The organism is Rhodococcus indonesiensis (assembly GCF_047782815.1).
Lineage (GTDB): Bacteria > Actinomycetota > Actinomycetes > Mycobacteriales > Mycobacteriaceae > Rhodococcus > Rhodococcus indonesiensis.
In genome coordinates, this window is the sequence record NZ_CP180630.1 from 2,256,880 (window position 1) to 2,279,198 (window position 22,319).

Here is a 22,319-nt window from a genome sequence, read left to right on the forward strand (position 1 = left end):
GGTCAGGGCAGCAGCCCCAGGCGCCGCGCGGCCACGACGGCCTCGTGCCGGGTGTGGGCGTCGAGCTTGCCCATCGCGCTGCGCAGGTAGCTCTTGACCGTCTCCTGACCGACCGACAGCCGGTCGGCGATCTCGGCGTTGGTGCATCCCAGCGCCACGTGCGCGAGCACGTCGGTCTCGCGTGGCGAGAGCACCACGTCGGTCTGCTGCGGTGCCGGGCCGCCCAGCGCCCCGGCCAGCCGGTCCGACAGGGCCCGCAGCTTGCGCTGCAGGCCGGCATCCTCGACGCACTGGGCGAGGCCGCGCAGTTCCGCATGCACGTCCCGGATCTGGGCGGCCGCGACCGGGCTCTCGGCCGGGCGGTCGAGGGAGCCGAGCATCGCCAGCCGCCGGTCCACCTCGTCCCGGACGGCGATCTCGCTGCTGAGCCGTCGCGCCGCCTGCACGAAGGCTCCCACCGCGCGGTCGCCGATCGGTGAGCACTCCCGGATCGCGCCGTAGAGCACGGCACGCGCCGCGCCGCTCACCATCACCGGCACCGCGAGGATCGAGCGCAGCCCCTCGCCGAGGACCGGCCGATCGAAGTGGTGGGTGATCGACGACGACCGGCCGTAGTCCGGCACCGTCGCCGGCCGGGCCCGGTCCACCACGAGCCCGCCCAGGCCGGCCCGCGGCGGCACCACGACTCCCTCGAGGCCGTTGGTGCGGGTGCCGAAGAACTCGGTCAGATGCAGGTTCCCGTCGCGGACCTCCCCGGCGAACACCACAGGGATCAGGGCCTCCGCCGCGGTACGACGGAGTTCCCCGCGCAGTGCATCGCTGTCGCGGGGACGAAGGAGAGGCGAGGTGCCGGCCGGCGCCATCGGTCACCCCTTTCCGGGGGTATCGGGACGGACGTGTGACTTGGATCATAAAGGAATCGATCCTCGGGACGTTCACCCCGGGGTGCTTCACGAGAGGACGGATTCGATGACCACCGAGACCACCGCGCGTGCGCATTCCGGACAGGAGGCACGGGTGCGGGAACTGCTGGACCGCTACGACACCGTCGACGCGTGCGCCGCAGAGCTGTTGTGCGACGGGCATCCCGCGGACGCCGTCGCGTTCACAGTGGTCGAGGCGGACCTGACCGCGACCGACCTGACCTTCGGTGAGCTGCGTGAGCAGTCGACCCGGTTCGCCGCAGCCCTCGCCGATCTCGGCGTCGAGCCGGGCGACCATGTCGCCACCCTGATGGGCAAGTCCGCGGACCTGGTGGTGGCCCTGCTGGGCATCTGGCGTCGCGGTGCCGTGCACGTGCCGCTGTTCACCGCGTTCGCGCCCCCGGCGATCGGTTTCCGACTGCAGGCCAGCGGGGCGAAGGTCGTCGTCGCCGACGCGGATCAGGTCGGCAAGCTCGCGCCCGGCGAGGACATCCCCGCCGACGCGTCGTGGCAGATCGTCGTCGCTGGTCCCGCCGAGGACACTGCCGCCGGCATCGGGGTGAGCTTCGCCGATCTGGTGGCCTCGCACGATGCGGACGATCCGCGCGGTGCCGCGGTCGCCGTCGGTGGGCACGGCGGGCTCGTGCAGCTGTTCACCTCCGGCACGACCGGCACCCCGAAGGGTGTGCCGGTGCCGGTGCGGGCGCTCGCGTCGTTCCACGCCTACCTGGACTTCGGCCTGGACGTGCGTGAGGACGACGTGTTCTGGAACGCCGCCGATCCCGGCTGGGCCTACGGGCTCTACTACGCGCTGCTCGCGCCGCTGGCCGCCGGGGTGCGCAGCCTGCTGCTGCACGCCGGGTTCTCCGCCTCCCTCACCTGGCAGGTGATGGAGAAGTTCGGGGTCACCAACTTCGCGGCCGCGCCCACCGTCTACCGCAGCCTGCGGGCGGACTCGGCGCCGGTGCCGGAGTCGATCTCGCTGCGGCGCGCCTCGTCCGCCGGCGAGCCGCTCACCCCGGACGTCGTGGCGTGGTCCGAGCAGACCCTCGGCGTGATCGTGCGCGACCACTACGGCCAGACCGAGCACGGCATGTTCGTCGTCAACGCGTGGGCCGACGGGCTGCGCGAGCAGGTGCGGCCGGGGTCGATGGGTAAGCCCCTGCCCGGGTGGTCCTGCGCCGTGCTCTCCGACGACTCAGACGAGATCGCCGCCCCCGGCGTGCCCGGCCGGGTTGCGATCGACACCCACGCCAGCCCCCTGCTGTGGTTCACGGGGTACGTGGACGCCCCGGAGAAGACCGCGCAGCGGTTCACCGAGGACGGCCGCTGGTACCTGACCGGCGACGCCGGCCAGGTGGACGAGGACGGGTTCTTCTACTTCTCCGCCCGCGACGACGACGTGATCATCATGGCGGGTTACCGGATCGGCCCGTTCGACGTCGAGAGCGTGCTGGTGATGCACGAGCATGTGGTCGAGGCCGCCGTCGTCGGTATGCCCGATCAGTTGCGCGGCGAGGTGCTCGAAGCGTTCGTGGTGCTGCGCGACGGAGTGGAGGGCACCGACGAGCTCGAGGCGGAGCTGCAGCAGCTGGTCAAGCGCAAGTTCGCGGCGCACGCCTACCCGCGGACCGTGCACTTCGTGCCGCAGCTGCCGAAGACGCCGAGCGGCAAGATCCAGCGCTACATCCTGCGCCAGGGCTGAGCCGCCCGCGTGGGGCGGCGCGGCCGACGCCGCGTCGCCCCTCGCCGGCCGGGGCTTATCCTGGTGACCATGCCTGTTCGCACCGCACTCGTCCCCGGAACTGTCTCGCCCGTCCGCGCCGTCCCCAACGGGATCGAGCGACCGGAGTACGCGTGGAAGCCGACGGCGAACGAAGGGCACGAGCCGTGGGTGCAGACCCCCGAGACCATCGAGAAGATGCGGGTCGCGGGCCGTATCGCCGCCCAGGCGCTGGCCGAGGCGGGCCGGGCCGTCGCGCCGGGCGTGACCACCGACGAACTGGACCGGATCGCGCACGAGTACATGTGTGACCACGGCGCGTATCCGTCGACGCTGGGGTACAAGGGCTTCACCAAGTCGTGCTGCACGTCGCTGAACGAGGTGATCTGCCACGGCATCCCGGATTCGACGGTGCTCGAGGACGGCGACATCGTCAACATCGACGTCACCGCCTACATCGGGGGAGTGCACGGCGACACCAATGCCACGTTCCTGGCGGGCGAGGTCTCCGAGGAGCACCGCCTGCTCGTGGAGCGGACCCGCGAGGCGACGATGCGGGCGATCAAGGCGGTCAAGCCGGGCCGGGCGCTCAACGTCGTCGGCCGGGTCATCGAGTCCTACGCGAACCGGTTCGGATACGGGGTGGTGCGTGACTTCACCGGCCACGGCATCGGCGAGACGTTCCACAACGGGCTGGTGATCCTGCACTACGACCAGCCGTCCGTCGACACCGTGCTCGAGCCGGGCATGGTGTTCACGATCGAGCCGATGATCAACCTCGGCACCGTGGACTACGAGATCTGGGACGACGGCTGGACCGTGGTCACCAAGGACCGCAAGTGGACCGCCCAGTTCGAGCACACCATCGTGGTCACCGATACCGGAGCGGACATCCTCACGCTGCCGTGACGCAGCCGGGTGCCGGACGCATCGCCTTGTCGCGTACCGTGCTTCGGCATGGAACCGACTGACGTGGCGATCCCGGCCGGCACCTTCACCGTGCGCATCGACGGCCCCGAGAGCCGGCATGCGGTGCTGTTGCTGCCCGGCGCCGGGGAATCCGCCGACGTCTACGACGCGGTGTGTGAGCGGCTGCACCGTTCGGATCTGCGTACGTTCGTCCCGGAGACCATCGAGGGTCTCGACGTCGCGGGCGTGCACGCACTGCTCGACGCCCTGCAGTTGCGGTGGGTGCATCTCGTCGGCAGCGGGGCAGGAGCGGAGCTGGCGTGGGCGGCTGCCTCGGGCCGGTTCGGCCGGTTCGCCAGTCTGGTGGTCGCCGACCGGGGCCACCCGGCGGTGCCGGACGTCGAGGGCGTCGTACGGGACGCGAACGCCGCCCCCGCCGAGGTGCCTACCACCGTAGTCGTGGGCAGCGCTGCCCGCCGCCCGGAGGCCGACGCCTCGATGCGGTACGTCCTGTCGGAGTTCCGCGTCGTCGAACTGAGCGGAGTGGACAACATCCCGGCCGAGGCGCCCGCGGAACTGGCCGGCGCGATCGCCCTGCGCACCGGCAGCTGGTAGGCGGCTTCGCCGCCGGTGTGTCCTTCGGGCGGCCCCCACCGCCTGAAGGACACACCGGTCACAACCCCAGGAGAGCGTTCTCGACCAGTTCCGGCAGGGCCGGATGGATCCAGTACTGGCCGGTGGCCGTCTCCCGGGCGGTGAGACCGAAGCTCATCGCCTGGATCAGGGGCTGGATCACCGACGACGCCTGGGCGCCCAGGATGTGCGCGCCGAGCAGCTTGCCCGTGGTGCGATCGGCGATCACCTTGCAGAAGCCCTCGGTGTCCTCCATCGCCCAGCCGTACGCGACGTCGCCGTAGTACTGGATCTTCACCGCGACGTCGTAGCCCTGGGCGCGGGCCTGTTCCTCGGTCAACCCGACCGTCGCGACCTGCGGGTCGGTGAAGACCGCGGACGGCACGAACCGATGGTCCGAGCGGCGCAGGACCGAGAGGTCCTCGCCCCACGCGTCGTGGAGCAGATTGTGCTGTACGACGCGGGCCTCGTGATTGGCGACGTGCTTGAGCTGGTGCGGCGACGAGACGTCGCCGAGCGCGAATACCCCGCGCGCGGTGGTGCGCTGGAACTCGTCGACGACGATCCGGCCGTCGTCGTGCAGCGCGATGCCGCCCGCGGCGGCGTCGAGTGCGTCCCCGTTGGGTGTGCGGCCGACGGCGACGAGCAGCGCGTCGCCGCTGACGATGGTGCCGTCGGCCAGTTCCACCTCGACGCCGTCACCGACGGGTCGGAACGCCGTCGCGGGGTTGGACAGGTGCACGTCCCACCGGTCGGTGGCCAGGCCGGTGAAGTGCTCGGCCAGATCGTGGTCGAGGTGCCGCAGCAACTGGCCGGTACGGGCGAGCACCGACACCCGGGTGCCGAGAGCGGAGAAGACATGCGCGAACTCCATCGCGATGAACCCGGAGCCGAGGATCACCAGCGATTCCGGCAGTTTCGGCAGCCGCATGATGTCGTCGTTGGTGTAGTAGCGGACCCCGCCGTCGAGCACCTCCTGCGGGATCACCGGACGCGCGCCCGCTGCGACGACGACCTGGTCGGCGGTGATGATCTCGCCCGTACCGGTGTCGAGGGTGCGCTCGCCCACGAACCGGGCGTGCCCGCGGTGGACGGTGACATTCGCGCAGTCCTCGGTGCGGTAGCGGTCTCCGCCGGCCGCGATCGGGTCGATCCGGCCGAACACCCGGTCGACGATGTCGCTCCACCGAACCCCGTCGAGCGTCGCGTCGACGCCGTACTTCGCGGCCTTGCGCACGGTCTGCGCGACCTCCGCCGCATAGACGTACATCTTGGTGGGGATGCAGCCGACGTTGAGACAGGTACCACCGAAGGTGCCCTGCTCGAGGATCGCCACCTTCCGGCCGTCGAATCGCTCGTCGATGATCGAGTTTCCGGATCCGGTGCCGATGATGGCCAGGTCGTAGTGACTCACTGTTCTCCCGTTGTCAGGTTCGCGTGGACGATCACAGGGATCTGCTGTGACCGTCCAACCAGTCCAGCCACAGATCCAATTCCCGGAATGCCACGTCGAGCACGTCGGGTGTGGAGAGGAACACATCGTGGCGGGCCCCGGTGATCGGAACGATCGTCGTGCGATCGCCCAGGCATCCGGCCCACCGGGCGATCTGCTTGACGTCGAGGACCGCGTCGGCGGTGTCCACCGTGGGGTCGTACGCGGGGGCCCAGCGGGTGTCCTTCGACCGCAGGATCAGCGACGGGACGCCGACATCGAGGCCGCGGTGCAGTTTCGCGTGGCCGCGCCGGACCGCACGGAGCCAGCCGAACGTGACGGGAAACCCGGCCAGCGGCTTCCAGTCCAGGTCGTACTCCCAGTGGCCGTTGGCGTCCTTGTGCAGGCTCATCCCGTAGGTGTCCAGGCTCTGCCCCGGGATGACGGCGCGGCTGCGGACCCGCCCGACGGCATCGACCGCGACGGTACCGAGGCCGCGCAGGATCGACGGTCCCTGCAGGTCGAACCACGGGCTGTTGAGGATCAGGCCGTGGATCCCGGCGCCGCCCGTGCCGCCGGGCCGGCGGTTCAACCGATCGAGCCACAACGGCAGGACCAGCCCGCCCGTGGAATGCGCCACGAGCAGGATGCCGCCGCCGACCTCACCGCGGACGATCCGCAGTGCCTCCTCGAGTTCGGCGTCGTAGTAGGTCAGATCGGTGACGAAGTGCGGTGTCTGTCCGGGTTGCCGCGAGCGCCCGCACTTGCGCAGGTCCAGGGCGAAGAACCGGTAACCCTGGGCGGCGAAGTGCTCGGCGAGGTGCTGCTGGAAGAAGTAGTCGGTGAAGCCGTGCACGTAGATCACCGCACGGTCCGGCGCGGACTCGCCGCCGGGGTAGACGGAGGGCTGGTAGCGGACGAGGGTGGCGACGGCCTCGCCCTCACCGTCCGGATCGGGGCCGAGAGGCAGCGTGAGCTGCTCGTATCCGTCACCGAGGATGTCGGGCTGCCAAGTAGTCACGATCACACTGTATTGGTCGGTACGCGGACCTGTCGTCGGGGCACAATTGGGTGAAGACAAACGCCGGACAACGCGCGGGTAACCTGTTCGTCGCAGTCGGCGCGGCCGCGACGTCGCCGGGATCCGTGAGTTCAGCGAGACCCGGCGGCCGAGCACGGACGTGCACGGGACACTCATGCGGCGCAGTGCGGAACGCAGCGGCGCGTGCGAACAGACAAGGAAGTCGATCCTCCAGTGTCAGAGAACGTGGTAGAGGCCAAGACCGATGTAGTGCTCGTGGGTGCGGGCATCATGAGCGCGACACTCGGCGCCATCCTGCGCCGGCTGCAGCCCGACTGGTCCATCACCGCTTTCGAGCGGCTCGACGCCGCGGCGGCCGAGAGCAGCGACCCCTGGAACAACGCGGGCACCGGCCACTCGGCGCTGTGCGAGCTGAACTACACGCCTGCCAAGCCCGGCGGTGGCGTGGACATCACCAAGGCGATCAACGTCAACGAGCAGTTCCAGGTCTCGCGCCAGTTCTGGGCGTTCGCGGTGGACAACGGCATCCTCACCGATCCCAAGAACTTCATCAATCCCGTTCCGCACGTCAGCTTCGTCCACGGCGCCGACAACGTGAAGTACCTGCGTGCCCGCTACGACGCGCTGGCCGGGCACCCGCTGTTCGCGGGGATGGAGTACTCGGAGAGCCCCGAGTACTTCTCCGAACGGCTGCCGCTGATGGCGCAGGGCCGTGACTTCTCCGAGCCCATCGCACTGAACTGGACCCAGGACGGCACCGACGTCGACTTCGGTGCCCTCACCAAGCAGCTGCTGAACAACGTCGCCGCCTCCGGTGGCACCGTGCACTTCGGCCACGACGTGACCGATCTGGACAAGCAGTCCGACGGCAGCTGGATCGTCAAGGTCCGCAACCGTCGCACCGGCCAGGCCCGCAAGGTGCACGCCCGGTTCGTGTTCGTCGGCGCCGGCGGCGGTGCGCTGCACCTGCTGCAGAAGTCCGGCATCGCGGAGGCCAAGGGGTTCGGCGGCTTCCCCGTCTCCGGCCAGTTCCTGCGCTGTACCAACCCGGAGCTGATTGCCATGCACAGCGCCAAGGTGTACGGCAAGGCGGCCGTGGGTGCGCCGCCGATGTCGGTCCCGCACCTCGACACCCGCGTGATCGGCGGCAAGCAGGGCCTGCTGTTCGGCCCTTACGCCGGCTGGTCCCCGAAGTTCCTCAAGAACGGCAAGTTCACCGACCTGCCCGGGTCGGTCAAGCCGAACAACCTGCTGTCGATGATCGGCGTGGGCCTCACCGAGATGGGACTGACCAAGTACCTGATCGGTGAGCTGATGCAGTCGCCGCGCGACCGTATCGGCACCCTGGGCGAGTTCGTGCCGCAGGCCCGCATGGCGGACTGGGAGCTCATCACCGCCGGCCAGCGGGTGCAGGTCATCCGCCGTAAGGGCGCGGGCGGAGTGCTCGAGTTCGGCACCGCCGTGGTCAATGCCGGCGACGGCACGATCGCCGGCCTGCTCGGCGCGTCGCCGGGGGCCTCGACCGCCGTTCCGGCGATGCTCGACGTGCTCGAACGGTGCTTCCCCGACCGGTGGACGGCATGGCAGGACACCCTGCGGGAGATGGTGCCGTCCCTCGGAGTCAAGCTCTCGGACGACACCGCACTGTTCGACAAGGTGTGGCGCTGGGGTACCAAGTCCCTGCAGCTCGATGTCGCCTCCCCGGTCGACGCCACCGCCCCGGCGGAGCCGGCGACGGTCTGACCATCCTGTCCTGGAGACGGCCCGTGCGGGATCCGGTCGGGTCCCGCGCGGGCCGTCTCGTCCGCCGGAACGTCCTGGCGTCCCGCCCGGCGGTCTACGCTCGTTCCGGCGTGGCGTGGGCCTTGGCTGTGAGCACCGGCGCGGGAGCACTGCCGGTCGCGCCTGGCCGCCTACAGGGTCCCGCGACGGGTGGTGGTGGTGGACGACCTGCCGCGCTCCCTGATCGGGAAAGTGCTGCGCCGGCAGGTCCGCGCTTCTCTCCTCCCCGGCTGATCCTTCCGGAGCCGTGTGGGCCGCGACTGCGGCGTCCCTCACGAAGTTCGTACGGCGGATGGCGCCGCAAACCACCCTGCCCGTAGTGTTTGTGCGTTCCACGCAGCGTGATGCGCGTTGCAGACAGTGCCGAAAGATGGGAAGTGCCGGTGTCCAGTGCTGCCGATGACGAGACCAACTACCTGGTCGGGCTCAATCTGCGGGGCCGGCGAGTGGTGGTGGTCGGCGGCGGTACCGTCGCACAGCGGCGGCTCGGCCTGCTCGTTGCCGCCGGGGCGCACGTGCACGTGATCACCCGTGCCGCGACACCCGCCGTCGAGGGCATGGCGACCGCCGGGCAGATCACCCTGGAACTGCGCGACTACCGCGCCGGGGATCTCGACGGCGCCTGGTATGCCATCGCCTGCACGGACGAACCGGACACGAATGCCGCGATCGTCGCGGAGGCAGAACGCGACCGCGTCTTCTGCGTCCGGGCCGACAACGCCCGTCGCGGCACCGCGGTGACCCCGGCCACCGCCCACTACGACGGGATGACCGTCGGTGTGCTGGCCGGCGGCGACCACCGTCGCTCCGCGGCCGTGCGCACCGCGATCCGCGAGGCCCTGCAGTCCGGCGCCGTCGTCGCAGACGCCGAACCCGCCCGTCCCGGGGTCGCGCTGGTCGGCGGTGGGCCGGGTGATCCCGACCTGATCACCGTCCGCGGGCGGCGCCTGCTGGCCCGGGCCGACGTCGTCGTCGCCGACCGGCTGGCCCCGCCGGAGCTGCTCGCCGAGCTCGGCCCGCACGTCGAGGTGATCGACGCCGCCAAGATTCCTTACGGCCGGGCGATGGCGCAGGAGGCCATCAACCAGGCCCTGATCGACGGCGCGAAGGCCGGGAAGTTCGTCGTCCGGCTCAAGGGGGGCGACCCGTACGTGTTCGGTCGCGGCTACGAGGAACTCGAGGCATGCGTTGCCGCCGGGGTGCCCGTGACTGTCGTGCCCGGCATCACTAGCGCCATCTCGGTACCCTCCGCGGCCGGGATCCCGGTCACCCACCGCGGGGTCACCCACGAGTTCGTCGTGGTCAGCGGGCACGTGGCCCCGGACCACCCGGATTCGCTCACCGATTGGGGTGCGCTCGCGCGCCTGCGCGGCACGCTGGTGCTGCTGATGGCGGTCGAACGGATCGAGCAGTTCGCCGCCGCCCTGCTCGAGGGGGGCCGCCCCGCGCAGACGCCGGTCACCGTGATCCAGGAGGGCACGCTGCGCACCCAGCGGGTGCTGCGGGCCGATCTGGAGACCGTCGCCGCCCGGGTCCGGGAGGAACAGATCCGCCCGCCGGCCATCGTCGTCATCGGGCCGGTGGCCGCGTTCGACGCCGGGCCGGTGGCCGAGGTCGCCTCGGACGCTCGGTAACGTTGATCCACATGGCCGAAACCTCCTCGCCCGTGAGCTACCCCGTCACCACACGTGCGCTGGGTCTGGCGATCGTCGTCCTCAGCGGCCTGCAGCTGATGGTCGTGCTCGACGGCACGGTCGCCAATCTCGCGCTGGCTCCGTTGCAGGAGGACCTCGGCCTGAGCGACGCGGGCCGCAACTGGGTGCTCACGTCGTACGCGCTGAGCTACGGCGGTCTCATGCTGCTCGGCGGACGTCTCGGCGACGCCTTCGGTCGCAAACGCATGTTCATCGCCGGCGTCGGGCTGTTCACGGTCGCCTCGCTGCTGTGCGGGCTCGCCGTCAACGAGGGCACCCTGGTCGCGGCCCGCGCGCTGCAGGGCGTCGGCGCCGCTGTGGCCTCGCCCACGGCCCTGGCGCTGGTCGCGACCACTTTCGCGCCCGGACCGGCCCGCAACCAGGCGATCGCCATCTTCGCGGCCATGACCGGCGTCGGCTCGATCGCCGGGCTGATCATCGGCGGCGCACTGACCGAGGTGTCCTGGCGCTGGATCTTCCTGATCAACGTGCCGATCGGGATCCTGATCGTGACCCTGGCCGTGATCGCGCTCCGCGAGACCGCCGCCGAGCGGCTGCCGCTCGACGTACCGGGCGCGGTGCTCGCCACGCTCGGCTGTACCGGTCTCGTCTTCGGGCTCACCGAGGGCCCGGAGATGGGGTGGAGCAGCCCGGCGGTGGTCGGCGCGCTGCTCGCCGGTACTGCGCTGCTCGCGGTGTTCCTCGTCGTGGAGCGCCGCGCCGAGAACCCGCTGCTGCCGTTCGTGCTGTTCCGCAATCCCGACCGGGTCGCGACGTTCGTGTCGATCTTCTTCGCCGGTGCCGTCATGTTCAGCCTCGCCGCGTTCGTCGCCCTGTTCGTGCAGGACATCCTCGGGTACTCGCCGCTGCAGGCCGGTCTGGCGTTCGTGCCCTTCGCCTTCGGGCTGGGCGCCGCCGCTGCCGTCGCGTCGAAGCTCGCGGTCCGGGTGCGGCCCCGGTGGCTCGTCGTCACCGGAGCCCTGATCATGGCGGTCAGCCTGCTGTACGGGTCGACCATGTCGCACACCGTCGCGTACGTGCCGACGCTGTTCGTCCTGGTGCTCGTCGTCGGTTTCGGCGTGGGCCTGGCCGTGGTCCCACTGCCGCTGTGTGCGATCGCCGGCGTCGGCTCGCACGAGATCGGCCCGCTCGCCGCGATCGCCCAGGTGGCGCAGACGCTCGGCGGCCCGATCGGTCTCGCCGTGATCGGCGCGATGGCCACCTCCCGGACCCTGTCTCTGGGGGGTACGTCCGGCGCCGTCGCCGACATGGACCCCGCACAGCTCTACGCGCTGGGGGAGGGCTACCTGTTCGCGCTCGTCGGTTGCGCGGTGTGCGCCGTGATCGCGGGGGCTGCGGCGCTGTTCATCCGCTTCACCCCGGAGCAGGTCGCGCAGGCCCAGGAAGCGGAGAAGGCGGCGCAGGGTACATAGACCTCCGCCGGCGAAGGCACAGGGTACATAGACCTCCGCCGGCGAAGGCACAGGGTACATAGACCTCCGCCGGCGAAGGCACAGGGTACATAGACCTCCGCCCCCGTGGTCGCCGGGGTGTGACCGCCGTGCGCTTCGGGTAGCCCGAGCACATGCTGTCCGCCCTCACCGATCGGGTCCGATACTCGGCGTCGTGGACGGTACGCGCGGTCCGCGAACGAGGCCACGAGCGCCATATCGCCACCCAGGCCGCCAAGGCGTCCGTGGCTGCGATGATGGCCTGGCTCGTCGCCGCCGAGTGGCTCGCGCTGCCGCAGGCCTATCTCGCGCCGTACGTCGCGGTGTTCCTCGTCGAGACGACGGTGTTCCGCTCGGTCCGGCAGGCGCTCGTGCAGATGGCGATCGTCCTGTCCGGGGTACTGCTCGCCGCGGCGGCGATCACGCTCGTGCCCGGGACGACGCTGTCGATCGGTGCAGCCGTGCTCGTCGGCTGGTTCGTCGGCCGGTGGCGGGTGTTCGGCACCAACGGGATCTGGGTGGCGATCACCGCTCTGTTCGTCATCGCGACGGGCGTCGCGGGCGATCCGGTGATGTTGGGAGATCGGTTGATCGAGACCGCCATCGGCGCGGTCTGCGGACTCGTGGTGACGGCGGTGCTCTTCCCGCCCCTCTACCCGGTCGGAGACGAAGTCGAGGCACTCACCCGGGAGACCCGGTCCCTGCTGGGCGACATGGCCGCCGGGACGGGCGACGACGCGGGACCCGGCCCCGGGGGCTGGGCGCGTCGGGCGGAGGAGATCGACCGGATGATGGAACGCGCGGCGGAATCGTCGCAGTGGGCACGCGAGAGCGCACGGCTCAACCCGCGCCCGATCGCGGACCGGGTCCGGGATCAGGCCACGGCGTCCCAGGACATCCTGGGCCGGATGTGGTACGCCGTGCCCGCGCTGCGCGAACTCGCACGCGTCGCCGAGTCGGCGTCGGACGGTGTTCTCGCCGAGGCGGACGACGCGTCGCGCTGCACGGTGCCCGCCCTCCTGACGGCCCTCGCCGAGCTCGTGGACCGGATCGGGGACGCCGGCGACGACCCCGTCCGATTCGACGAGGCCCGCGACCGGTGCGCCCATCGGCTGGCCGAACTGCAGCGCTCGGCGGCCGGGTCCGGCGATCCGCACGTGGCGGCCGTGCTCGGAAGCTTCTGGCACCCGGCGCACCGGTTCCTCACCGCCGTGCAGGACACCGGGCGCACACCGCAGTCAGGTCAGGATCACCAGTTCGGTGGCTGACGCCGTCTCCACCCGCAGACCCGCGCGGGCCGCGACCCGGGCGACACCGTCGACGTCCGCCGGCTCCGCGCGGGTCAGCACGAGCGCACGTGCCAGCAGGCCCTTGTGGTGCTTGTTGAAGTGGCTGACCACCTTGCGGCTGCCGTCTCGCTGCTCGGTGAGCACAGTTGCCGTGACCGCACCGGGAACAGGTCCGAGCTGCTGATACACCCCCGACCGCAGGTCCACCACGAGTTCCCCGGCGGCCTCCGTGGACAGTGCGTCGCTCAGTTCCGGGCGCCACCACGACGCGAGGGTGCCGAACCCGGGCAGCTTCGATCCGCCCGACAGGCGGTATGCCGGGACGGGATCGCCCGCACGGACCGCGCCGAACAGCGCCGACCCGATCGCGAGCCGCCGGTAGGCCTTCTCTCGCTGCGTCCTGGTGAATGCGGCGGCGTCGAGGGCGTCGAACAGCACCCCCGTGTATCGCGCGAGCGCCGGCCGCGTGGGTGAGACCCACAGCTTGGCATTGCGCTCGATCTCGTCCGCCTGCGTGGGACCCAGGCCGAGCGCCACGGTCGACGCCTCGTGGTCCGCGGCCAGGTCGACGAGCGCCTGCACGAGCGCCTCGCGGGTCGCGGTCAGCTGCGGCATCGACAGTTCGCCCAGGTCGAGGGGCGCACCGTCGCCGCCGTCGGACTTGGTTTCGGAAGGAGGCAGAAGCACCAGCACAAGCGGTAACCGTACCGAGGCCGGTCCGGGGGCGGCAGGTAGGCTGCTCTCCCGTGATCACCCGCATGTCGCACCTGTTTCTCCGCACCCTCCGCGACGATCCGGCCGACGCCGAGGTCGCCAGCCACAAACTGCTCGTGCGCGCCGGCTACGTCCGCCGCATCGCTCCGGGGGTGTACTCGTGGCTGCCGCTGGGTCTGCGGGTGCTGCGGCAGGTCGAGCGCGTCGTGCGCGAGGAGATGAACGCCATCGGCGCGCAGGAGATCTCGCTGCCGGCGCTGCTGCCGCGCGATCCCTACGAGACCACGAATCGGTGGACCGAGTACGGCGACGGGTTGTTCCGGCTGCACGACCGCAAGGGCGCCGACTATCTGCTCGGTCCCACCCACGAGGAGATGTTCGCGCTCACCGTCAAGGGCGAGTACAACTCCTACAAGGATTTTCCGGTCACGCTGTACCAGATCCAGACCAAGTACCGGGACGAGGAGCGGCCGCGTGCCGGGATCCTCCGCGGCCGCGAGTTCGTGATGAAGGACTCCTACAGTTTCGATCTCACGGACGAGGGCCTGGCCGAGTCCTACCGAGCCCACCGGGACGCCTACGAGCGGATCTTCGCGCGTCTCGGGGTGAAGTACGTGATCGTCTCCGCGACCTCGGGCGCGATGGGCGGCAGCGCGTCGGAGGAATTCCTCGCCGAGAGCGAGGTCGGTGAGGACACGTACGTGCGCTGCCTCGAGTCGGGCTACGCCGCGAACGTCGAGGCGGTGCGCACGCTGGCTCCCGAGCCGGTCGCGTTCGACGGGCTGCCCGAACCGGTGGTGCACGACACCCCCGACACCCCGACCATCGAGACTCTCGTCGAGTGGGCCGCCGGTGCGCTCGACCGTCCGGTGACCGCTGCCGACACCCTGAAGAACATCCTCGTCAAGACGCGGCGACCCGGCGGGGAGTGGGAACTGCTCGGTATCGGCATCCCCGGCGACCGGGAGGTCGACGACAAGCGGCTCGGGGCGGCGCTCGAGCCGGCCGAGTACGAACTGCTCACGGACGCCGACTTCGCGGCCCACCCGTTCCTCGTCAAGGGATACATCGGTCCGAAGGCCCTGCTGGATAACGGGGTTCGCTACCTCGTCGATCCGCGGGTCGCGGACGGCACGTCGTGGATCACCGGCGCGGACGAGCCCGGCAGGCACGTCGTCGGACTCGTCGCGGGCCGGGACTTCGTCCCGGACGGCACGATCGAGGCCGCCGAGGTGCGCGACGGTGATCCGTCGCCCGACGGTGCCGGACCGCTCGTGTCGGCGCGTGGCATCGAGATCGGGCACGTCTTCCAGCTCGGCCGCAAGTACACCGACGCCTTCGCCGTCGACGTGCTCGGTGAGAACGGCAAGCCGGTGCGCCCGACCATGGGCTCCTACGGTGTCGGCGTCTCGCGGCTCGTCGCGGTGATCGCCGAGCAGCAGCACGACGACAAGGGCCTGCGTTGGCCGTCCGAGGTCGCTCCCTTCGGCGTGCACCTGGTGATCGCCAACAAGGACGAGGCGGCCCGGGAGGGCGCCGAGAACCTGGCGGCCGAACTCGACAAGGCCGGCGTCGAGGTCCTGCTCGACGATCGCAAGGCCTCGCCCGGGGTGAAGTTCAAGGACTCCGAACTGCTCGGCGTGCCACTGGTGGTCGTCGTCGGGCGGGGTTGGGCGGACGGCAAGGTGGAGCTGCGCGACCGGTTCGGCGGCGAGTCCCGCGAGGTACCGGCCGACGAGGCGCTGCAGGAGATCCTCGGTCGCTGAGACGCGTCCCGCCGTCGGCCCCCACAATCGGTGTCATGACCGACCACGACACCGCCGACGACTGGGCCGCCACGGACAGCTACCTCGCCGAGCTCCTCGTCGGCGACGACCCCGCCCTGACCGCGACGCTCGAGGCCAACGCCGCGGCCGGGTTGCCGCCGATCGACGTGGCTCCGGTGCAGGGCAAGTTGCTGCACCTGCTGGTCCGGATCCGTGGTGCGCGGAGCATCCTCGAGATCGGCACGCTCGGCGGATACTCGACCATCTGGCTGGCGCGGGCCGTCGGCGACGACGGACGCGTGGTCACCCTCGAGTACGAACCGCGGCACGCCGAGGTCGCCCGCGCCAACCTCGAACGCGCCGGGGTGGGGGAGCGCGTCGACGTCCGGGTCGGCGCCGCCCTCGACCTCCTGCCGTCCCTCACGGACGAGGCCCCGTTCGACCTGGTCTTCGTCGACGCCGACAAGGAGAACAATCCGCACTACGTGCGGTGGGCGCTGCGGCTCGGCCGGCCCGGGACCGTGATCGTCGTCGACAACGTCATCCGGGGCGGGTCGGTGACCAATGCCGACCTCGACGACGAGCGCGTGCGCGGCGCCCGGGAGGTGCTCGAACTCATGAGGGCGGAGCCCCGCCTCGACGCGACCGCGCTGCAGACCGTCGGCGCCAAGGGGTGGGACGGCTTCGCGCTCGCCGTGATGACCGGCTGACCTGCCGCGCAGGGCGGCTCAGGGTTGCCCGGGCAGCGCGACGGACGGCGGGGCGATCCCGAGGTTGGCGCGCCAGCGTGCCGCCCGCATCGCCGACTCGGTGAGCGCCTCGATCGCCGCGCCGCGGGTGTGTTCGCTGCGTGCCCGCTCGACGACGGAACGCCACGCCACTGCGACATCGGTCTCGATCTGTACCGCCAGCTGTGCCGCCGAGACCGGATCGGTCACCGGGAAGGGCGTGGTGTACCCGGCGGCAGCGGTGGGTGGGGTCACGGCCGCTGCCCGCAGCGCATCCGTCGTGGCATCGCGCCGGGCGCGGTGGGCGGCGGTGTCGGCCGAGACCTCGGCCGCACGGGCGGGGTTGGAGAAGGCGGCGACGACCCCGTAGCCGAACACCGCGGCGTACTCGGCGTTCAACGCGTCCACGAGGGCCTGCTGTTCGACGCCCAGCGATTGCGAACTCACGGCAGCAGCACCTCCGTGTGCACGGCGCACGCGGCGCTGATCGAGGCCAGCAGGCCCGCGCGGTATCCCTGCAGGGTGCGGGCGAGATCGGCGGCGGCGCGGCGAGAGGTGCCCAGCCGGTCGCGCAGCAGATCGAGGGTCGGTGGATCCGCGGCCGGAGCGACGGTCGTCGTCGTGACGCCCGACACCGTCGGGTCGGTCCCGGCGAGCCGGGCCACTTCGGCGTCCAGGGTCTGGGCGTGGGTCGTGCGTTCGGCGGCGACGGCCTGCAGCGTCTGCGCGCGGTCGGGCAGCAGCGCGACGAGCAGGGCGGCGGTCGCAGCGTCGACGCGCGCCCGCTCGGCCTGCGCGATCAACGGATCGACCTCCCCGGTGCCGTCGTCCTCGCCGGCCGCGCATCCGGCGACGGTGAGCGCGCCGAGACCGCCGAGAGCGGCGCCGGACCACCGCAGCACGGTGCGGCGGGATACGGGCGGTGAGGATGCGGGCGTCGGCACCGCACCATCGTGCCAGCCCGGCCCGTGCGGAGCCGACGGTGGTCGGGCCGCGGGGGTTGGTCACGGGGCCGCCGAATGCGCGATACCCTGGGATACCTGCCGGTCCGCTCGTGCGCCGGCATGTCGTCCGCTGCGATCACAACTGAACGAGGAGCTTGTCGCGATGCCGGTGCCGCCCCCGGAGAGAATTGCCGAACTCGTCTCCGGACCGATCGAGCGCGAGGGATACGACCTCGAGGACGTCGTGGTCACGTCTGCGGGCAAGCACAGCACGGTGCGGCTGTTCGTCGACAGTGACACCGGGTTGAGCCTCGACGAGGCCGCTCGGCTGAGCACGCTCCTCTCGGAGGTCTTCGACTCCGTCGCCGATTTCGGCGAGTCGCCCTACGTGCTCGAGGTGACCAGCCCCGGCATCGGTCGCCCGCTCACCCTCGAACGGCACTGGCGCCGGTCCCAGGCCCGCAAGGCGCGGATCGAACTGGACGACGAGACGATCGTCGGCCGCATCGGTGAGCTCGTCGGGGACGAGGTAAGGATCGTCGTTCCCGGCCGCGACGGGCCGTCCGTGCGGGTGCTTCCGCTCGCCGATGTGCGGCGCGCCGTCGTCGAGGTCGAGTTCAAGGCGCCGAATCCGCGCGAACTCGAACTCGCGGGCGGGGTGCCGGACGGCCGGGTACGTGCCGGCGAGATCGCCGAGAGCGACGGCGAGGATCCGGACGACGAGAACGGCACGGACTACAACGGCACGGACGAAGTGAAGGTGGACAAGTGAATATCGACATCGCAGCCCTGAAGGTCCTCGAGGCCGACAAGAACATCCCGTTCGATGCGCTGATCGAGACGATCCAGACGGCCCTGCTCACGGCCTACCGGCACACCGACGGGCACCAGCCGCACGCGAGTGTCGACGTCGATCGCCGGACCGGCGCAGTGCGGGTGATGGCGCAGGAGTTCGACGCGGACGGCAACCTCGTCTCCGAGTGGGACGACACCCCCGAGGGGTTCGGCCGCATCGCGGCGACCACCGCCCGCCAGGTGATCATGCAGCGCATCCGCGATGCCGAGCACGAGCAGCGGTTCGGGGAGTTCGCGACGCACGAGGGCGAGGTCGTCGCCGGCGTCGTCCAACGCGACACCCGCGCCAACGCCCGCGGCATGGTCGTGGTGAAGATCGGTGGCGAGACCACCGGCACCGAGGGGCTGATCCCGCCGGCCGAGCAGGTGCCCGGCGAGACGTACGAGCACGGCGACCGGATCCGGTGCTACGTCGTAGGAGTCTCCCGGGGGCAGCGCGGCCCTCAGATCACCCTGTCCCGGACGCACCCCAACCTGGTGCGCAAGCTGTTCGCCCTCGAGGTGCCGGAGATCGCGGACGGGTCGGTGGAGATCGTGGCCGTCGCGCGGGAGGCCGGCCACCGTTCCAAGATCGCTGTCCACTCGCGAGTGCCGGGACTGAACGCCAAGGGCGCGTGCATCGGCCCGATGGGGCAGCGGGTGCGCAACGTCATGCGTGAACTCGGTGACGAGAAGATCGACATCATCGACTTCGACGAGGACCCGGCGCGGTTCGTCGGCAACGCACTGTCCCCCTCGAAGGTGGTATCCGTCACAGTCGTCGACCCCGACGCGCGCGCGGCCCGGGTCGTCGTCCCCGACTATCAGCTCTCCCTCGCGATCGGCAAGGAGGGGCAGAATGCCCGCCTGGCTGCGCGGCTGACGGGGTGGCGGATCGACATCCGCAGTGACGCCGCGGCCGGGGGCTCGGAGTCGGCGGGGTCGCCCGCGACAGGCAGGTAGGGGTGGAATGCACGGTTCCCGCCCGATCAGCGGTAGAGTGGTCGATGGCTCAGCATGAGCTGCCCTCGGCCGACCGGGAGCGCATCGGTCCGGTGCGCACCTGTGTCGGGTGTCGGCAGCAGGTGCTGGCTGCCGATCTGCTGAGGGTCGTGGCGCGGGCGACGGAGCCGACAGGCTTCGTGCTGGTGCCGGACCCGGGGCGGAGGATGCCCGGTCGGGGCGCGTGGCTGCACCCCGATCCGGAATGCCTCGGTCAGGCGGAGCGGCGTCGAGCATTCGGCAGAGCGCTGCGGGTGTCGGGAACAATCGACCCGTCTGCGCTTGTTCAGCTGGTCGGGGTCCGGAACGAGGGGAACTCGGCGTAGCGATACGCGCCGGACCGGGGACACCAACTCTGAGAAGAACAGGTACGAGCACTCATGAGCACACCGTGAAGCACCAGCGATGAACGTCCATCGGAGATAACCCGAGGTCGTGCGGGCACCAGCCGCTCGACCTCATCAGTGAGGAGAGCAGTGGCAGGCAAGGCCCGTGTACACGAGTTGGCCAAGGAACTCGGTGTCACCAGTAAGGAACTTCTCGCCCGTTTGAAGGAACAGGGCGAATTCGTGAAGTCGGCATCGTCGACAGTCGAGCCGCCGGTGGCGCGCCGACTGCGCGAGTCCTTCGCGAAGGCGAACGGCGACGGCTCAGCCCCGTCGGCAGCAGCCCCCAAGCCCGGGGCGCCGCGCCCCGGTCCCCGTCCGGCAGCGCCCGCGCAGGCCGCGCCGGCACCCACCCCGGCCCCGCAGCCGGAAGCCGCCGCCCCGGCGCCGAGCCCGGCTCCGGCGGCCCGTCCCGCCGCGTCCGGCCCCAAGCCCGGTGCTCCGCGCCCGGCCGCCCCGAAGCCGGCCACCCCAGAGGCCCCGGCCGCGCAGGCCGCCCCGCAGGCGCCGGCCCCGCAGGCACCGGCTCCGCAGGCACCGGCTCCGCAGACGCCGGCTCCGCAGGCGCCGAGCCCCGGCCCCAAGCCGGGCGGCCCCCGTCCCGGTCCCAAACCGCCGCGTGTCGGCAACAACCCGTACTCGTCCGCGCCCGCGGAGCGGCCTGCGCCGCGTCCTGGCGCCCCGCGTCCGGTTCCCGGTCAGGGTCGTCCTGCGGCCGGTCCCGGCGGTGCCCGTCCGGGTCCCGGTCAGGGTCGCCCCGCGGCCGGTCCCGGCGGTCCCCGTCCGGCCCCCGGTCAGGGTCGCCCCGCGGCCGGTCCCGGCGGTCCCCGTCCGGCCCCCGGTCAGGGTGGCCCCCGGCCGTCCCCGGGATCGATGCCTCCGCGTCCCAACCCGGGCGCGATGCCGCAGCGTGCTGCGCGACCCGGCCCGACCGGTCGTCCCGGTCGCCCCGGTGCCCCCGGTGGGCGTCCGGCCGGCGGTGGCGGCGGATACCGCGGTGGTGGCGGCGCTCCCGGTGCCGGTGCCGGCGCCGGTGCTCCCGGTGGATTCCGCGGTCGCCCCGGAGGCGGCGGTGGTGGTGCCGGTCGCGGTGGCCGCGGTGGAACCGCGGGTGCCTTCGGCCGTCCCGGTGGCGCTCCGCGCCGTGGTCGCAAGTCGAAGCGGCAGAAGCGGCAGGAATACGATTCGATGCAGGCACCGTCGGTCGGCGGTGTGCGGCTGCCGCGCGGCAACGGCGAGACCATCCGTCTCGCTCGCGGGGCATCGCTGTCCGACTTCGCGGAGAAGATCGACGCGAACCCGTCGGCCCTGGTACAGGCGCTGTTCAACCTCGGTGAGATGGTCACGGCCACTCAGTCGGTGAACGACGAGACCCTCGAGCTCCTCGGCTCGGAGATGAACTACAACGTTCAGGTCGTCAGCCCCGAGGACGAGGACCGCGAGCTGCTCGAGTCGTTCGACATCACCTACGGCGAGGACGAGGGCACCGAGGAAGACCTCGTGCAGCGCCCGCCGGTGGTGACCGTCATGGGTCACGTCGACCACGGCAAGACCCGCCTGCTCGACACGATCCGCAAGGCCAACGTCCGCGAGGGCGAAGCCGGCGGCATCACCCAGCACATCGGCGCCTACCAGGTGATGACCCACCTCAACGGCGAAGACCGGCTGATCACCTTCATCGACACCCCGGGTCACGAGGCGTTCACCGCCATGCGTGCCCGCGGTGCGAAGTCGACCGACATCGCGATCCTCGTGGTCGCGGCCGACGACGGCGTCATGCCGCAGACGGTGGAGGCGATCAACCACGCTCAGGCTGCGGACGTGCCGATCGTGGTTGCGGTGAACAAGATCGACAAGGAGGGTGCGAACCCTCAGAAGATCCGTCAGCAGCTCACCGAATACGGCCTGGTCACCGAGGAGTACGGCGGCGACACCATGTTCGTCGACATCTCGGCGAAGCAGGGCCTGAACATCGATCAGCTGCTCGAGGCCGTGCTGCTCACCGCGGACGCGTCCCTCGACCTGCGGGCCAACCCGGACATGGAGGCGCAGGGCGTCGCGATCGAGGCGCACCTCGACCGTGGCCGCGGCCCCGTGGCCACCGTCCTGGTCCAGCGCGGCACGCTGCGTGTCGGCGACTCGATCGTCGCGGGCGACGCGTACGGCCGGGTCCGCCGAATGGTGGACGAGCACGGCGACGACGTCCTCGAGGCCTCGCCCTCGCGGCCGGTCCAGGTCATCGGCTTCACGTCGGTGCCCGGCGCCGGTGACAACCTCGTCGTCGTCGAGGAGGACCGCATCGCACGGCAGATCGCGGACCGCCGCAATGCGCGCAAGCGCAACGCGCTGGCCGCCAAGAGCCGCAAGCGGATCAGCCTCGAGGACCTCGATGCCGCGCTCAAGGAGCACAACGAGCTCAACCTCATCCTCAAGGGCGACAACGCCGGTACGGTCGAAGCCCTCGAGGAGGCCCTCATGGGTATCGAGGTCGGGGACGAGGTGCGCCTGCGGGTCATCGACCGCGGTGTCGGTGGCGTCACCGAAACCAACGTCAACCTGGCTGCCGCGTCGAACGCCGTGATCATCGGCTTCAACGTCCGCGCGGAGGGCAAGGCCACCGAGCTCGCCAACCGCGAGGGTGTCGACATCCGCTACTACTCGATCATCTACCAGGCGATCGACGAGGTGGAGAAGGCGCTCAAGGGCATGCTCAAGCCCATCTACGAGGAGGTCGAGCTCGGCCGCGCCGAGATTCGGGCGATCTTCAAGTCGTCCAAGGTCGGCAACATCGCGGGCTGCATGGTCCAGTCCGGCATCGTCAAGCGCAACGCGAAGGCCCGTCTGCTCCGCGACAACAACGTCGTCGCCGAGACGGTCACCATCTCCTCGCTGCGGCGCGAGAAGGACGATGTGACCGAGGTGCGGGAAGGCTTCGAGTGCGGTCTGACGGTCACCTACTCCGACATCAAGATCGGTGACGTGATCGAGGCGTACGAGCTGCGCGAGAAGCCGCGCGACTGACGCGGCCGGATACACCCGACGGTCTCGTCGGCGGCGGTGGGCGAGA

General features: G+C 71.0%; 19 protein-coding genes. 13 read left to right on the forward strand and 6 right to left on the reverse strand.

Annotated features, from left to right (window positions below; translation table 11 throughout):
* Window positions 1–2 precede the first annotated feature (2 nt).
* Window positions 3–863, reverse strand: coding sequence for a helix-turn-helix transcriptional regulator (locus ACM26Y_RS10555; RefSeq protein ID WP_003938988.1), 861 nt, complete (start codon window positions 861–863; stop codon window positions 3–5).
* 106 nt (window positions 864–969) lie between these two features.
* Between ACM26Y_RS10555 and ACM26Y_RS10560 the strand changes: the two genes are divergently transcribed.
* The 3 genes from ACM26Y_RS10560 to ACM26Y_RS10570 all read left to right on the forward strand — a co-directional run bounded on the left by ACM26Y_RS10560 (window position 970) and on the right by ACM26Y_RS10570 (window position 4,170).
* Complete coding sequence (locus tag ACM26Y_RS10560; RefSeq protein WP_416063395.1) at window positions 970–2,628, forward strand: AMP-binding protein; 1,659 nt, start codon at window positions 970–972, stop codon at window positions 2,626–2,628.
* 69 nt (window positions 2,629–2,697) lie between these two features.
* Window positions 2,698–3,555: a type I methionyl aminopeptidase gene (gene map, locus ACM26Y_RS10565; protein ID WP_003938986.1), complete on the forward strand. Its 858-nt coding sequence runs from the start codon at window positions 2,698–2,700 to the stop codon at window positions 3,553–3,555.
* Window positions 3,556–3,603: 48 nt separating this feature from the next.
* Window positions 3,604–4,170 (forward strand): hypothetical protein, encoded by a 567-nt coding sequence (locus ACM26Y_RS10570; RefSeq protein WP_040784192.1) that lies wholly within the window; start codon window positions 3,604–3,606, stop codon window positions 4,168–4,170.
* 58 nt (window positions 4,171–4,228) lie between these two features.
* Here the strand turns inward: ACM26Y_RS10570 and mtr are convergent, their stop codons facing one another.
* Together mtr and ACM26Y_RS10580 are read right to left on the reverse strand one after the other, a co-directional pair.
* Window positions 4,229–5,602 carry a mycothione reductase gene (gene mtr, locus ACM26Y_RS10575; protein ID WP_371383087.1) on the reverse strand — a complete coding sequence of 458 codons (1,374 nt, stop codon included), beginning with the start codon at window positions 5,600–5,602 and terminating at the stop codon, window positions 4,229–4,231.
* A 31-nt stretch (window positions 5,603–5,633) separates the two neighbouring features.
* Entirely contained in the window at window positions 5,634–6,641 is a 1,008-nt protein-coding gene (locus ACM26Y_RS10580; protein ID WP_054374771.1) for an alpha/beta hydrolase, read from the reverse strand.
* A gap of 234 nt (window positions 6,642–6,875) precedes the next feature.
* Between ACM26Y_RS10580 and mqo the strand changes: the two genes are divergently transcribed.
* The 4 genes from mqo to ACM26Y_RS10600 all read left to right on the forward strand — a co-directional run bounded on the left by mqo (window position 6,876) and on the right by ACM26Y_RS10600 (window position 12,857).
* A complete protein-coding gene (gene mqo / locus ACM26Y_RS10585) occupies window positions 6,876–8,405 on the forward strand; it encodes a malate dehydrogenase (quinone) (protein WP_289379226.1) in 1,530 nt (509 codons plus the stop codon).
* Between the two features lie 383 nt (window positions 8,406–8,788).
* Window positions 8,789–10,078, forward strand: coding sequence for a uroporphyrinogen-III C-methyltransferase (gene cobA, locus ACM26Y_RS10590; RefSeq protein WP_416063396.1), 1,290 nt, complete (start codon window positions 8,789–8,791; stop codon window positions 10,076–10,078).
* An 11-nt stretch (window positions 10,079–10,089) separates the two neighbouring features.
* Window positions 10,090–11,571, forward strand: coding sequence for an MFS transporter (locus ACM26Y_RS10595; protein WP_289379223.1), 1,482 nt, complete (start codon window positions 10,090–10,092; stop codon window positions 11,569–11,571).
* Between the two features lie 152 nt (window positions 11,572–11,723).
* A complete protein-coding gene (locus tag ACM26Y_RS10600) occupies window positions 11,724–12,857 on the forward strand; it encodes an FUSC family protein (RefSeq protein ID WP_416063397.1) in 1,134 nt (377 codons plus the stop codon).
* Here ACM26Y_RS10600 and yaaA read toward each other — a convergent pair.
* Complete coding sequence (yaaA, locus tag ACM26Y_RS10605) at window positions 12,828–13,571, reverse strand: peroxide stress protein YaaA (RefSeq protein ID WP_416063398.1); 744 nt, start codon at window positions 13,569–13,571, stop codon at window positions 12,828–12,830. The two genes, ACM26Y_RS10600 and yaaA, sit on opposite strands and share 30 nt — an antisense overlap.
* A 53-nt stretch (window positions 13,572–13,624) precedes the next feature.
* On the opposite strand from yaaA, the gene ACM26Y_RS10610 reads away from it, so the two are divergent.
* Both ACM26Y_RS10610 and ACM26Y_RS10615 read left to right on the forward strand, forming a co-directional pair.
* The gene (locus ACM26Y_RS10610; protein ID WP_371383082.1) at window positions 13,625–15,358 is read left to right on the forward strand and encodes a proline--tRNA ligase; all 1,734 of its coding nucleotides are present in this window, start codon (window positions 13,625–13,627) and stop codon (window positions 15,356–15,358) included.
* Window positions 15,359–15,393: 35 nt separating this feature from the next.
* Entirely contained in the window at window positions 15,394–16,068 is a 675-nt protein-coding gene (locus tag ACM26Y_RS10615; RefSeq protein ID WP_416063399.1) for an O-methyltransferase, read from the forward strand.
* Window positions 16,069–16,086: 18 nt separating this feature from the next.
* Here ACM26Y_RS10615 and ACM26Y_RS10620 read toward each other — a convergent pair whose 3' ends face one another.
* The gene (locus ACM26Y_RS10620) at window positions 16,087–16,533 is read right to left on the reverse strand and encodes a ferritin-like domain-containing protein (protein WP_003938975.1); all 447 of its coding nucleotides are present in this window, start codon (window positions 16,531–16,533) and stop codon (window positions 16,087–16,089) included.
* Window positions 16,530–17,030 carry a hypothetical protein gene (locus ACM26Y_RS10625; RefSeq protein WP_289379219.1) on the reverse strand — a complete coding sequence of 167 codons (501 nt, stop codon included), beginning with the start codon at window positions 17,028–17,030 and terminating at the stop codon, window positions 16,530–16,532. The genes ACM26Y_RS10620 and ACM26Y_RS10625 overlap by 4 nt, the downstream gene beginning before the upstream one ends.
* 163 nt (window positions 17,031–17,193) lie before the next feature.
* Between ACM26Y_RS10625 and rimP the strand changes: the two genes are divergently transcribed.
* From rimP to infB, 4 genes are all read left to right on the forward strand, one after another.
* Window positions 17,194–17,802: a ribosome maturation factor RimP gene (gene rimP, locus ACM26Y_RS10630; RefSeq protein ID WP_003938973.1), complete on the forward strand. Its 609-nt coding sequence runs from the start codon at window positions 17,194–17,196 to the stop codon at window positions 17,800–17,802.
* Window positions 17,799–18,827 (forward strand): transcription termination factor NusA, encoded by a 1,029-nt coding sequence (nusA, locus tag ACM26Y_RS10635; RefSeq protein ID WP_289379218.1) that lies wholly within the window; start codon window positions 17,799–17,801, stop codon window positions 18,825–18,827. Before rimP ends, nusA begins: the two co-directional genes overlap by 4 nt.
* 44 nt (window positions 18,828–18,871) lie before the next feature.
* The gene (locus ACM26Y_RS10640) at window positions 18,872–19,192 is read left to right on the forward strand and encodes a YlxR family protein (protein WP_289379217.1); all 321 of its coding nucleotides are present in this window, start codon (window positions 18,872–18,874) and stop codon (window positions 19,190–19,192) included.
* 150 nt (window positions 19,193–19,342) lie between these two features.
* Entirely contained in the window at window positions 19,343–22,273 is a 2,931-nt protein-coding gene (gene infB, locus ACM26Y_RS10645; RefSeq protein WP_416063400.1) for a translation initiation factor IF-2, read from the forward strand.
* Window positions 22,274–22,319 lie beyond the last annotated feature (46 nt).

What these genes read in the sequence shown, in the direction of transcription:
- ACM26Y_RS10555 (WP_003938988.1), bottom strand. Translation starts at nt 863, where the DNA reads ATGGCGCCGGCCGGCACCTCGCCTCTCCTTCGTCCCCGCGACAGCGAT.
- ACM26Y_RS10560 (WP_416063395.1), top strand. Translation starts at nt 970, where the DNA reads ATGACCACCGAGACCACCGCGCGTGCGCATTCCGGACAGGAGGCACGG.
- map (WP_003938986.1), top strand. Translation starts at nt 2,698, where the DNA reads ATGCCTGTTCGCACCGCACTCGTCCCCGGAACTGTCTCGCCCGTCCGC.
- ACM26Y_RS10570 (WP_040784192.1), top strand. Translation starts at nt 3,604, where the DNA reads ATGGAACCGACTGACGTGGCGATCCCGGCCGGCACCTTCACCGTGCGC.
- cobA (WP_416063396.1), top strand. Translation starts at nt 8,789, where the DNA reads ATGCGCGTTGCAGACAGTGCCGAAAGATGGGAAGTGCCGGTGTCCAGT.
- ACM26Y_RS10595 (WP_289379223.1), top strand. Translation starts at nt 10,090, where the DNA reads ATGGCCGAAACCTCCTCGCCCGTGAGCTACCCCGTCACCACACGTGCG.
- ACM26Y_RS10600 (WP_416063397.1), top strand. Translation starts at nt 11,724, where the DNA reads ATGCTGTCCGCCCTCACCGATCGGGTCCGATACTCGGCGTCGTGGACG.
- ACM26Y_RS10615 (WP_416063399.1), top strand. Translation starts at nt 15,394, where the DNA reads ATGACCGACCACGACACCGCCGACGACTGGGCCGCCACGGACAGCTAC.
- rimP (WP_003938973.1), top strand. Translation starts at nt 17,194, where the DNA reads ATGCCGGTGCCGCCCCCGGAGAGAATTGCCGAACTCGTCTCCGGACCG.
- ACM26Y_RS10640 (WP_289379217.1), top strand. Translation starts at nt 18,872, where the DNA reads ATGGCTCAGCATGAGCTGCCCTCGGCCGACCGGGAGCGCATCGGTCCG.